The organism is Pontibacillus sp. HN14, assembly GCF_021129245.1.
Classification (GTDB): Bacteria; Bacillota; Bacilli; order Bacillales; family BH030062; genus Pontibacillus.
Window position 1 is genome coordinate 367,104 of record NZ_JAJOLR010000001.1, and the last position, 12,304, is coordinate 379,407.

Here is a 12,304-nt window from a genome sequence, read left to right on the forward strand (position 1 = left end):
TTTTGGTTTACGCCTTTTTAGGCTCATATAAATTATTCACTTTATGAATGTTTGTTATGAATGGCCCTAGCCACGTTTTGCCCACTAAGAACAACCATAGGGCTTCCGCCACCAGGATGAGTACTTCCTCCGGCAAACCAAACGTTTTTAATGTCTTGTGATCGATTAAAGGGCCGCAGGAAGGCGTCTTTTTTCTTATTGGCCGCTGGCCCGTATATAGATCCTCTAAAAGCACCAAAGTCTACACGTAAATCCTCAGGTGTATAGATTTTCTCGACCTGAATCTTTTCCCTTATAGAAAGTCCGAAGCGTTCTAGTTTTTTATAAATCACTTCTTTGTAAGCTTCAGGATCAATAGGTACCCGGTCTTTTCCTGTTGCGGGTGCATTGACTAATATAAAACAGTTATCTCCGTTTGGAGAGACAGTAGGATCACTTTTAGAAGAAGTGCAAATATAGATGGTAGGGTCACCAGGATATTCTCCGTTTTGTAGCTGTGTAAATTCCTTTTTGTAATTGTTTGAGAAGAAAAGGTGGTGATGGTGGAGTTGTTCCATCTTTCCATCAAGTCCTGCTAATATGACAAACCCTGATATAGAAGGTTCATACTCTCTAACCCTCTTATTTGTGAAAGAGGGGCGGTCTTCTTCTTTTACTAGGTTTGGATAAGCTTTTAAGAGGTCGCCGTTAATAATAATCTCATCTGCATGTATAAATTCTCCTGATTCAAGGTAAACCCCAGACGCTTCCCCGCCAGATGTTTCGATTCTACTTACCATTTTGTGGCCAAAAAGCTCTACCCCAAGGTGAAGAGCAGCTTGTACAAAGGCATCGGCGATTTTTGTATTTCCGCCTTCAACATAGTATACGCCTTCAACCAGTTCCAAATAAGCGATCATTGCAAATGTAGCAGGGGCGACGTAAGGGTTCGAGCCGATATAGGTGGCGTAGCGATCCAGGGCCTGAATCGTTTTTGGATTTTCAAAGTATGTATGAAAGAAGTCATGCATCGTCTGATTAGGTCTTACTTTTAAAAGAGCTCTTCCTAAGGAAGGAGATAAATAATCTCTAAAGCTTTCAAACGTACGGTGCAAAAAGTACTTATGAGACAACGTATACAAGCTTTCGATTTTTTTTAGAAATTCAGGGTATCTAGATGAGCCTTTAGGGTCTAACTTCTTTAGTTGTTCCTTCATGAATGAAGAAGAAGAAGAGAGGTCGAATACAAAACCATCAGGAAAGACATTTCTTGTATGATGTTCTATCTTCTTAAAGGAAATATAATCGGCAGGATTTAATCCGGCTTTTTTAATTGTTTCTATAAACACTTGGGGCATTGTAATGGTATTTGGTCCAAAGTCGAAATGGTAACTCCCTAAATCAATGGATTTCATTTTCCCACCAAAATGCTCATTCTTCTCAAATACTTTCACTTGATGCCCCTCAGAAGCAAGGTGAATGGCAGCGGAAAGACCAGCTAACCCTCCCCCTACGATCACAATATTCTTCATGAGTAAGACCTTCCTTTCCATGTATAGGCTTTTCCTGTTATAGAAGTGTACATAGATCGTGCTAAGACGAATACGAATAATAACGCTGACAAAGGCATGAAGAGACTATAACGGAGTAGAGTCCCATTCTTATAATCGACCCAAACCTTTTGCGCTATGCTTATAAGGAGAGGGAGGGAGAGCATACTATTCCCGCTCCAAATGCTATATACAAATAGTGGAGTCGGAACGATATACATTAGGGTATACCAACAAATAAGGAAAAAAGCAATCACTTTCGATTTATTGATGCCAATAAAGATATTTTTCGTAAATCCTTCAATAGCTTCTTGAATGGACTCGTACATATAACATGTAACATGAGAGGAGATATTGACAAGGAGCATTTTAAACCCATTCTTTTTTGTGACACGTGCTAAATGAACATCCTCTAAAAGAGAAGAATGAACGGATGCATGACCTCCAATTGATTCATAAGCTTCTTTAGTGAAGGCAATAAACCCACCACATGCAGCCGTGAAGGAAGGAAGCTTAGTTTTATTGGCTATGATCGTTGGGAGATGGGCATACACCACAAAATGTTGCAGCGTTACGAGTAATTGAGATAAGTGACTGCGATCGCCGTAATGAGGAAACCCGCTGATCATACCAGCATCATGCTTGGCCATTGTAGAAATCGTTCGTTCAATCGTATCCGGAGCTAGTCGAACATCAGCATCAATAAACAAGAGAAGATCCCCTTCAGCAAATTGACTCAGCTGATGACAGCCATGGACTTTCCCATTCCACCCTTCTGGTAATGGCTGGCCTTCTATAAGAGAGAACCTGGGATCATTTTGAATGGCTCTTTCTGTGAGAAGGCGAGTTTGATCGGATGATTGGTCATCTAATAAAATACACTCAAAAGATGAATAGCTGAGTGTTTGAAGAGAATGAATAAGCTCCTCAATATTTCTCTCTTCGTTTCGCATCGGAATGAGCACAGAGACAAATGGTTTTGGTGTACTTGACTCTGAGATAACGAATGGTTTTATAAAGGCGCTATTAAAAAGGATCCAGAGAAGGGCTATCGTTTGTAACCCAATGAATCCGAGTATGTAAATGGACAAGAGAATCCCCCTTTTAGAAGAGTGTGTGAAATTGATGTTTTTCGATTACTTCACGTTTTAATTCTTCTAATTGATCTGTACACAGTTTCTCTACATGTTTTGTTCGTTGCCGTCTGTTTTGCTCATTACCAAAGCTTGGCATGAGATTTTGTCCTAGTTTCACATAGACATTTGGTTTTCTTGTGCCTTCAAATGTATAGTAAAGGGAAACAGGGATCACTTGGATTTGTTTCGTTTTTTCGATAAGGTAAGAAGCCCCTGGCTGAAACCCAAGCGGACGAATTTCAAGCGGGCGTTCTTCTCCTTGTGGGAACATCCATACTGCTTTTTCGTTATCTAATAAGTCTTTTGCATAGTTTAAGGATGCAATTACGTCTTTAGGGTTTGAACGATTAATTGAGAAGGTACCAATTCGCTTAAAAATAGGAAAGGATTTAACGCCTTCTTCGTGCATCATTCCATAGCCATCCGCCTTTAGGAGATGCTTGTTTAATAGAAAGATAATTAATGGATCCCACCAAGCGCTATGGTTTACAAGAAACAGGGTGTGATTTGGTGAAGCAGGGAGGGGACCTGTATAGTGTAAATGATTGAAGTGAAACCGAAACATTCGTTTTAACACCAAGTGAAATCCCCATTCCCAAAAAGAACTTTTATTAGCGGGTATCATAGACTTCTCCTTTTCTTTATGTAAAATGTGATGGTAAAGAACATCACAGACCCTACCACTATAGATGCAAACCAAAGCTGTCCAAGAATGGCAAGCCACACGAACATTCCTTGTACCCCTTCAAACACTAAGAACATACGGAATTCCCAGCGGGGTTCTGATTGGCTTTTCACAATAGCTGGATAGCCGATGAGGTGGAACAAAAGACTTAAGAAAAACCATCCCATAAAATTAGAAAAAGGGATGCTATAATACATACCCGGTTCATCCCAAATCCAATACTCTTTTACATGATAAGCAACCGGATCTAATATGAGATCAATCGATACAGCAAGTAAGCTCCCGGTTAGTAGGAATAAAAGGAAAAACGATTTCCCTTGTGGAGCAATGACTCTGGCAATCTCATGCGATCCCGCTATAACCATTAACCATGCAAATCCAATCGTGATCGGTACACCGCTTATCATGGGGCCGAAGTCTTGTTCATAATGGTAACTCCCAAACCATAAATGATATTGAACGCCGAAATGTTCCACAGCGATGGAAAAGGCAACGATAAACAGACTATATAAAGAGCCGATTATTCCCCCGAATCGCTTAACGAAGTAAATTCCTCCGATACTCCCTGCCACAATTAAGAAAACAGCGTTCGCCCACTCTAAAGCGGGTGGGATGAGGTCAAAACTTAAGAGAATGAACCCACACACATACCAAAATACAAAGAAACGAAATATCCAAACCAAATCTAAATTCCTCCCTTGAAACAAACTCTACATGTTCGTTTCCCTTTCTTCATATAGTTTTACTAAAGATGTTAATTTGATTGTATTATAAAAGGTCTGTTCTGTAGAACTTTTATGCTTTCCCTAATCGTCCAAGAGAGCAATGAGAGTGTTGTCTATGGGATCCTTAACAATTATGATATGATTAAGTAAGAGTAAATCGAAGAAAATGGTTTGAATAGAGCGAGGGATTTGCATGGAAAAATTCCTTCAAAACTTTCACACTTCACAGCTTGTAACGCTTAAGGAATTTGCTAAAGTGTTAACAGATGGAGTCTTTGTTATGAAAGTAGTGAAGAAGGAAACAAAACAACAGTATCTCTACGAATATATGAATGAAGCAGCTATGGACTTAGCCAGGCTATCATCTTATTACATAGGCTCGTCCATTCATGAATGTATGAATTCAGAGGATGCGAATTTTTTACAGAAACAATATGATAAGACGTTTAACACCCATGCTTCAGTTACTTATTCTGATTATGTGATTTTGCCAAATGGACAATTCAAGGCAGAGACGTTTTTATACCCAGTTTTTAATGAAGAAAATAAAATTACCCACATTATTGGAATTACAAGAAATTTAAGTCATTTATCCATAAAAACGACTGAAGTTCGGCATGTAGATCGATTATTTCGATCGTACATTGATAACACAGAAGAGGCATTAGTCATGTTTGATATGGATCAGCATATTTTAAATGTTAATCATGCCTTTTATCAAATGTTTGGCTACAGTAAAGAAGAATTGATGGATGTTAAATTGGAAACGCTGCAGCCAGACCTGCAATCATCCATTCGATCTCACTTTGAATTACTTAATAAAGGTCAAAATATATCCCGGTTTTCTTCTAAGTGGAAACGGAAAGATGGGACCTCTGTATGGATTTCGACTAACTTCACAACCTTGCCTGATGAATCAGGTGAACAAGTGGCTGTTGTGGCGTTTATCCAAGATATTACGAAAGAGAAAATGGCAAAGCAAGCTTTGTCAGAATCACAAGAACGCTACCGATTAATTGCGAACAATACACAGGACTTGATTCAAATGCTAGACCGTGATGGGACGATCACGTATGCATCTCCATCACATGAAATTGTTCTAGGGATCGGCCCCTTCCGTATGATCGGGGGGAGTTTATATGAATACGTGTATTCAGAGGATCAAGAGGAAGTGAAAAGATTACTGCAATACTCTATTCAAAAGAGGCAAAGCGAACGGATCGAATATCGCATGATTCCATCCAAAGGGAATTCGATTTGGATGGAAGCGAGTGTGAAGCCGGTTCTAGATGAGGGAGGAGAGGTGTCGAAAATCATCTTTACTGCCCGGGATATTACAAAGAGAAAAGAAGCGGAGCAATCTTTAAAAGAAATGGCCTATACGGATTATTTAACAGGTCTAACCAACAGAAGAGTCTTTGAAGAATTTCTTCACAAAGCTATTGCTCGCGTGAAGCGTTCGGATCACTATAAATTTGGAATCATGTATTTAGATGGAAATGGATTTAAAAAGATCAATGATACGCATGGTCATGACATTGGAGACGAACTGTTAATCTCGCTTTCTAAAAGACTCCTTTCCATCATACGAGAAGAAGACCTCGTTTCTCGTATTGGTGGAGACGAATTTGCCATCTTACTTCCAGATATTGAATCCCACGAACAACTTGAAAAGATTGCAAACCGAGTAATAGATACTATGAAGAAGCCCTTAGAAGTGGGCGGGCAACAGATCCATTTTGGGTTTAGCATTGGAGTTGCGATGGCTCCAGACGATGCTGAGACTGAGGCTGAGATTCTAAAGAAAGCAGACGAAGCTTTATATGCCGCTAAGCAAAAGGGGAGTACATCCTATATGTTTTCATCTTGGTTTAAGCAACAGGGATCATGATTGGAGGGTTTCTATGGCTTTATTTAAAGAAACAACCATAGAGCACGACTGCGCTTCCTCAATTTTTTTAAATTTGACGTGTAGAAGAGTAGATCTTACTCATGATGTGTGCTTAAAGAGCGGTGAGTATCAAATGATAAAGAAAAGAAGCGAGAAAATGGATGCTCCTTCCTTGCATCTTGTATACCCCTATAAGGACTCAGAAGCAGTGTGCCTTTTTCCTCTTCCATCAAAGATTCCACCTGAAGGAGAAACTTATTTTCAATTTATCCACCTCAATAGTGAAGTAGAGCCGGTTGTGGTGAAAGCTCGGTATGGAGATGAATTAAACCCTAATCTTCACCTTAGGGATACACTAGATCCACTCCTCCTTTATGCACCGATGGATTTGCCTCTTGATCTCACTCATTCTGGTTCAGGAAATAGAGTGGCCTTTGAAGGGTTTGTAACGAAGCCAAATGTGTGGACGCTTTGTATGTATACAGAAAATGAGAAAACGCCTTTTTGGATCGTCCATTTAAGAAACGCCAGGTCACTAGAGTGACCTGGCGTTATTTATATTACCGAAAGGCCTCCGCTGGTTTGTGATGTATTTTTTTCTCAACATTTTTGCGGAGAAATGGAATGACATATCGATCTAAACCATATTTACCAGCATTATACCCAGCAACTAGAATGAAAATAGTCAGTAGAACCATTTGTGGATTTGTGCTTGTTGTACCACTTAGCAAGAAAGCAAAGTTCATTGTAATTCCCATTAGGGCTGCGAATGTGGTGAAAATACCAAGTATAAGAGCAGCTCCTACTAGGATCTCACCCCACATAACAAGGAAGCTAAACAATCCACTGTTCGGAATAGCGATCGTATCTAGAAACGCAGCCCACCAGCCTTGAACGGCAGGATGATCGCCAGTTGCTTTCCCAACAGCACCTTGCAAGAAGCCATTTGCATCAAAACTAGGCCCGGTTAATTTATGAAAACCTGCCATAAACCAAGTGTACCCTAAATAAACTCGAATAATAGTTAAAAGTGCCGCTACAATGTTGTTCTCACGCAATACTTTGTTGAACATAAGAACCACTCCTTTGGTACTAAAGAGTACCATTCATTTTTAGTTGTTCACTCGGGATTCGCCGGCTTTTGGTGAGTGATTTTCTTTACACTTATACTATATCACTTTATGGCATTTGAGGAATAAGTTTGTGAATTGATTCACAAACTGTTCAAGGCTTTATGTCTAATGTGTGACAAGGGGGGAGATGAGGAACAAACAAAAGAGTAAGCGGAAAGCTACCTTACTCTTAGCAGGTGACCCTCCGCTTGCATTTTCCCTTATTACTTTTATTCCCGATTTCCTTTTAACAATTTAAACTGATCATTCTCATAACCAATTAAAAATGATCCCTGATAGGTTTTAGATGTAGTCTCCTGCTTTTCATTATGCACGGTTTCTTTTGCAGTAAAGCTTACATTTACTTGATTCTTATCGTTTACATCAAAGGTTAGATCGGTTAAATCTATGTCGATGGTATGAATGTATTGATCACGAAATTCCTGATACGTCTTCTTAGATTGCCATTCACTTCCTAGCATGGAATAGGCGCTAATGTAGTCGCGCATCAGGATGCTTTCGTGAAAGTAATTGACTAGGTATTTTGCATCTTCCTTTAATTGGGCATGCGTTAGGTCACGGGTTTTAATCGAATTTGTGTAAGTCAAGTCTTTAGAATCTGCTTCCTTGGACCATTTATCTAAACGGTCTTTCACATTTTGAATAGGCAAACTGAAGCCAATTGAGCCCTGTTCAGCTCCTGCCGAGTTGATGGCTATGACTTTTCCAGTATCTTTATGAATTAAGGGACCGCCGCTATTCCCATGGGTAATAGGCGCAGAAATTTGATAAGCATCCTGATAGGAGAAGCCATCAATTGTAAATTCCCGATCAGTACCTGAAATGGTTCCCATTGTAACGGTGGTTTGTAATCCAAGAGGGCTTCCAATTGCTATAATTTCATCTCCAATTTCTCCGATCTCTTGAAGATCCATTTGCATCGGTGTGCGGTTGGAGAGCTGAGGGACACGTAGAAGTGCAATATCTGTATCTTTCCCTACTCCGATTACCGCTGCAGGATACATTCTTGCATCTGTCGTTTTTATAAACACAGTTTCGTAGTCTTTTATGACATGGGCATTGGTGATCACATCGCCTTTTTGATTGAAGACAAAGCCAGAACCAATACTCTTACCCTTACTGCCGGAAGCTTCTATTTGCACAACACTTTTTTCAGATTCATGGATTAATGTTTTTAAATCAACTTTTTTAGGCTGATCGCTTCCTGTTACCTCTTGCGCCAATGCACTCTTTTTTCCAATAGGCGTCTGATAAATTGTTTGATAAATCCATACTAGGGATATGGAGGTCACGATAACGATAAAAACCGTAAAGGTGATTGGGAGTCGTTTAGGATGTTTATTCATCTTCTCACCCTTATTCTTTGTTAGTGTAGAAACCATTTTACTTTACTGATTTTAACCTTAAGGACTTGTTCCACATCATAATGTGTAAACTCAAACTGTCCTGTTTCATCTGGATATAATGTATCAGGATATACATATACTTCATTTGTCTCCATGATTTCTCCTTCTGAGTTAAGAAGGTTGTAGGATAGAGAAACAGAGTTAATCGGTACTGTAGCGACGCTTTTTAACTTTCCTTGAACAACAAGGTGATTCTGATCATCTAATGTTGCCTTAATCGTCGCAACTTCAACTGCATCATTTTTATTCTTCTTTTGTTCTTCTTCGGCTGCAACCATTGCTTGCTCAATTCGATTTTGCTGGGCTGTTTCAAATGCTGTCTTTTCCTTTTCAATGGTTGTCCTTAAACTTTGAAGTTTTTTACTTTCAGGTGCAAAGCGTAACCCTTCCTCCACGTAACTTCTGGCTTCTGAAAATTGATTTTGCTTTAAATGCTTATTAGCATTAGAGAAAGCATGGGAGATAATTTGCTCCTGTACCGATGAAGCCATAGACTGAGCTTCATCATTTTGTATGTCTTCAATTTGCCAAAGTACACTTTTTAAATACGATATGGATGAATCCTGTTCGACGTTATCTTGTATTTGATATAACTTTGCTTTATTTCGAAGTGTAACAATATTTTCAATAAGGTTTCGTACCAGTTCTCCGTCCATATTCTTCAATTGACTTTCAGCTTGATCAATCACTTTAAGAGCTTCCTGATATTCCTTTTTGGATATTTGATACTTGGCTTCATCTAATAACGACTCAATCTTTATGGCAAGTTCCATGTATTGTTTATTTTGTTTGGCTGCAGGGAACTGATAAGATAATTCGATTGCTTCATCAAAATGATGGAGTGCAGAATCAAATTTGCCCTTTAATGCTAATTCTTCTCCTTCTTCAAGCTTTTCTTGAGCCTTTGCAGATTGGTGATCAATAAACCAATACGAGCCGCCTGTTAATAGAAGGGAGAAAAGGAGTACAGCCAAGGGCAATGCCCACCATATATTAAAGGTATTGTGTTCGTTTCCAGATCTCATATGAATGTCTTCTGGAATCTGTCTTCCACATGAGACGCAGTAGCTTTCATCTGGATGAATTCTAGTCCCGCAATAGGGGCAAAAGGCCATGTTTTCACCAGCTTTCGTACATCGATCATTGATACTAGTAGTTTATCATAATGTTTTTGTTAAGATCACCCATATTTTTGAAATTCGATTATGATAATCCTGTCCATCTTGGTAAGCTGACAAATTTTTGTTTGAAAAAATAAATATTTTATGGCATTTTCTGATAAAATACAAATGAACGTACATATTAGGGGGTGGATTGAATGGGTGAAATGTTTGAAGTGGTGTTTGGAATTGTATCCTTAGTGATCCTGCTAGTGAATATTGGATTTTGCATTTTTGATCATGGTTAAAATAAACGAAAGCCCCTTCGACAAATCGAAGGGGCTTTCTTACATTCATTAGCGTGTCCAGTTAAATTCATCAAATGGGTAAATGACCAATTCTGATCGTCCGATGACTTCATCATGGTTAATAAAGCCAAGTCCATTACGGCTATCTTTAGAAACAATCCGATTATCTCCCATTACGAAATATTCATCTTCAGGAACTTCCTTTTCAGGAAAAGCTCGAGTTCCTTGAATAGCTTGTTGATTGAGGTAATCTTGTTCTACTTTCTCACCATTTACATATAAAGTGTGATCTTCAGTTACTTCAACCGTATCACCAGGCAAACCGATGATACGTTTTACATAGTTTTTGGTTGGACGTTGGATGATCACAATGTCTCCTCGTTCAGGTTCACCTACTAAATAAACGAACTTATTATACATAACACGCTCGCCATCTTCTAAAGTAGGATCCATACTGGTTCCCTCTACAATGGATGTGGCAAACACAAAATGCCGTATCGCAAATGCGAGTATAAGGGCAAATCCAATGGCCTTTGTCCAGTCTAATATTTCCTTTAAGATTTTATTCTTCAAAAGTGATCTTCCTTTCGTCTCCTGCTGAGAACTTCTTACTCCATGGTATCATAAAAATGGAAAGGTTTAGATATGATTTTTAGCATATTGTTTTAAGGTTTGCACGAGCGTTTGTCTCCACGTAGAATCGGTATCTAAATCAATTCCTACTTGAGGCACTCCCGCAATCGATTTTACCCACTTCACAGTCCCGACTGCTGAAAACTCTTGATCAAGAAGGGTGAAAAAGACATGGACGGTATCGTTTTCCTTTGTCTGAAACGATTGTAATAGTTCAATGCGCATTCCATGCTGACTGATATCCCAAATTTTCATGTCAACTTTGTTTTCTGCTTCAGGGTTCTTTACTTGTCCCATAACAGGAGTCCCGAACGTGTATCGGAATGGTTCATTTCGTTTAAAATACATAGAATCTCCCCTTGAAGTAAAATGGAAAAGCACTCTTATTCAGCTTTAGCCTCGGAAGAATGCTTTTTTGTTTGTATTATGAAATATGTTTGTCTCCACTAGGTAATGTTGGAGATGGTTTAAGAAAAGTACTCGTTAGATATCGATACATCTCTCGTTCAGGTTCGATGCCACTTTGGGTAAGACCCTGGTTTCCGAAAAGAACATTAAATTCTAAAATATAAGGTCTTCCTTCGATAAGCAAGACATCAAAGCCAGCATAATTAATGTTGAAGGTATGACATACCTGTTTAACGAGTTCGATCACTTCTTTAGGAATCGCATCGTATTCGATATGGCCACCTCTGGCGATATTATGATGAAATTGTCCATGTTCTGCAACTTTCCAATAGCTGGCTGTAATCGTAGTGCCTACCATACATACTCTTATTTCACGATCTGTTTCGAGCCATTCTTGTACATAAAGGGTATCCGTTTGAGCCCTGTAATGATGGAAGGACTCCAAATCTGTAATAAGATACACACCGTTCCCCATTGAATTCCTGGGCTCTTTCCCAACAAAGGGGAATCCAAAGGTCTCAATAATTTCCTGAGCTTTTTCATCCGTATTGGCATGAATTTCCGTATAGGGAAACGCATGGGGAAAAGCAGCTTGAATGGCACGGGTCATATCGACTTTATTATGACCTAGTACAATGGTTTCGTAACTAGGGAATATAGCCTTATTCCAAGCATGCACAATCATAGGCAACTGCCATTTCTCTGGGAATAAAATCAGGTCTGCGTCTTTAATCTTATCTGCTTCCTTAAACGTATGTTCGGGCTTAATATACGTAATACCTGGCAAACCAATTGTTCGGTATGGCTGAAATGAAATCATGTTCATCTTCATCTTCTCTTTCTCTAATTCATTCGTAAAACCAAAACTAATCAAATTATAAAAAGATTCTATGAAAATAGCAATAGGAATATTTGTCGAAAATTGCCAAAGACCAATGAGTATGACAGGAGGTTCTGATAGATTTTGTCTTATTTTGCGATTTCCTTTACAGGGGATCATTTGTTTGCCATAATGAGTTCAGATACAATATGTGGTAGTAAATAGTTCCGTGCATGTCAATATGTAACATTTTTGCGCTAGATAGGGATGGTGGAATCGTTTAATCTGCCATCGATTGAAAACGTCAAGGATGGAAGAGAGGGTGGGAGTTGTGGTTGCTTGCTTATTAACGAAAGTTCAATTGTTAGATCGAATTGAAGGAGTACGAGAGCGTATGATTATAGTTGCGGAAAGCCAGGGGTTAACGAGTGAGGAATCATTAAAACTCAGCCATGAATTAGACGAATTAATCAATACCTATCATAAACAAAATGCAAATCAAAAATAAAAACAGTAGGCGAGCGCCTACT

At 39.0% G+C, this 12,304-nt stretch carries 13 protein-coding genes; 3 read left to right on the forward strand and 10 right to left on the reverse strand.

Features of this window, described 5'->3' with window-relative positions:
- Positions 1–41: 41 nt before the first annotated feature.
- Genes LQ226_RS01870 through LQ226_RS01885 form a run of 4 tightly spaced genes read right to left on the reverse strand, consistent with a single transcriptional unit; the run spans position 42 to position 4,033 of the window.
- The gene (locus tag LQ226_RS01870; protein ID WP_231416147.1) at positions 42–1,511 is read right to left on the reverse strand and encodes a phytoene desaturase family protein; all 1,470 of its coding nucleotides are present in this window, start codon (positions 1,509–1,511) and stop codon (positions 42–44) included.
- Entirely contained in the window at positions 1,508–2,620 is a 1,113-nt protein-coding gene (locus LQ226_RS01875) for a glycosyltransferase family 2 protein (RefSeq protein ID WP_231416148.1), read from the reverse strand. The genes LQ226_RS01870 and LQ226_RS01875 overlap by 4 nt, the downstream gene beginning before the upstream one ends.
- Before the next feature lie 13 nt (positions 2,621–2,633).
- Complete coding sequence (locus tag LQ226_RS01880; RefSeq protein WP_231416149.1) at positions 2,634–3,242, reverse strand: lysophospholipid acyltransferase family protein; 609 nt, start codon at positions 3,240–3,242, stop codon at positions 2,634–2,636.
- A 44-nt stretch (positions 3,243–3,286) separates the two neighbouring features.
- On the reverse strand, positions 3,287–4,033 hold the full coding sequence (locus LQ226_RS01885) for a carotenoid biosynthesis protein (protein ID WP_231416150.1): 747 nt from the start codon (positions 4,031–4,033) through the stop codon (positions 3,287–3,289).
- 235 nt (positions 4,034–4,268) lie between these two features.
- Between LQ226_RS01885 and LQ226_RS01890 the strand changes: the two genes are divergently transcribed.
- Together LQ226_RS01890 and LQ226_RS01895 are read left to right on the forward strand one after the other, a co-directional pair.
- Positions 4,269–5,966, forward strand: coding sequence for a sensor domain-containing protein (locus LQ226_RS01890; protein WP_231416151.1), 1,698 nt, complete (start codon positions 4,269–4,271; stop codon positions 5,964–5,966).
- Positions 5,967–5,979: 13 nt separating this feature from the next.
- Entirely contained in the window at positions 5,980–6,510 is a 531-nt protein-coding gene (locus LQ226_RS01895; RefSeq protein ID WP_231416152.1) for a hypothetical protein, read from the forward strand.
- Between the two features lie 16 nt (positions 6,511–6,526).
- On the opposite strand, the gene LQ226_RS01900 is transcribed toward LQ226_RS01895, so the two are convergent.
- The 6 genes from LQ226_RS01900 to LQ226_RS01925 form a co-directional block, all read right to left on the reverse strand.
- A complete protein-coding gene (locus LQ226_RS01900; protein ID WP_231416153.1) occupies positions 6,527–7,039 on the reverse strand; it encodes a DoxX family protein in 513 nt (170 codons plus the stop codon).
- Positions 7,040–7,308: 269 nt separating this feature from the next.
- A complete protein-coding gene (locus LQ226_RS01905) occupies positions 7,309–8,445 on the reverse strand; it encodes a S1C family serine protease (protein WP_231416154.1) in 1,137 nt (378 codons plus the stop codon).
- 20 nt (positions 8,446–8,465) lie between these two features.
- Positions 8,466–9,530 carry a zinc ribbon domain-containing protein gene (locus tag LQ226_RS01910; protein WP_231416155.1) on the reverse strand — a complete coding sequence of 355 codons (1,065 nt, stop codon included), beginning with the start codon at positions 9,528–9,530 and terminating at the stop codon, positions 8,466–8,468.
- A gap of 431 nt (positions 9,531–9,961) precedes the next feature.
- Positions 9,962–10,486 (reverse strand): signal peptidase I, encoded by a 525-nt coding sequence (gene lepB, locus LQ226_RS01915; RefSeq protein ID WP_231416156.1) that lies wholly within the window; start codon positions 10,484–10,486, stop codon positions 9,962–9,964.
- 66 nt (positions 10,487–10,552) lie between these two features.
- The gene (locus tag LQ226_RS01920; protein WP_231416157.1) at positions 10,553–10,894 is read right to left on the reverse strand and encodes a PilZ domain-containing protein; all 342 of its coding nucleotides are present in this window, start codon (positions 10,892–10,894) and stop codon (positions 10,553–10,555) included.
- A gap of 76 nt (positions 10,895–10,970) precedes the next feature.
- The gene (locus LQ226_RS01925) at positions 10,971–11,828 is read right to left on the reverse strand and encodes an ATP-grasp domain-containing protein (protein ID WP_231416158.1); all 858 of its coding nucleotides are present in this window, start codon (positions 11,826–11,828) and stop codon (positions 10,971–10,973) included.
- Between the two features lie 241 nt (positions 11,829–12,069).
- Between LQ226_RS01925 and LQ226_RS01930 the strand changes: the two genes are divergently transcribed.
- A complete protein-coding gene (locus LQ226_RS01930) occupies positions 12,070–12,282 on the forward strand; it encodes an aspartyl-phosphate phosphatase Spo0E family protein (protein WP_231416159.1) in 213 nt (70 codons plus the stop codon).
- Positions 12,283–12,304: the final 22 nt, after the last annotated feature.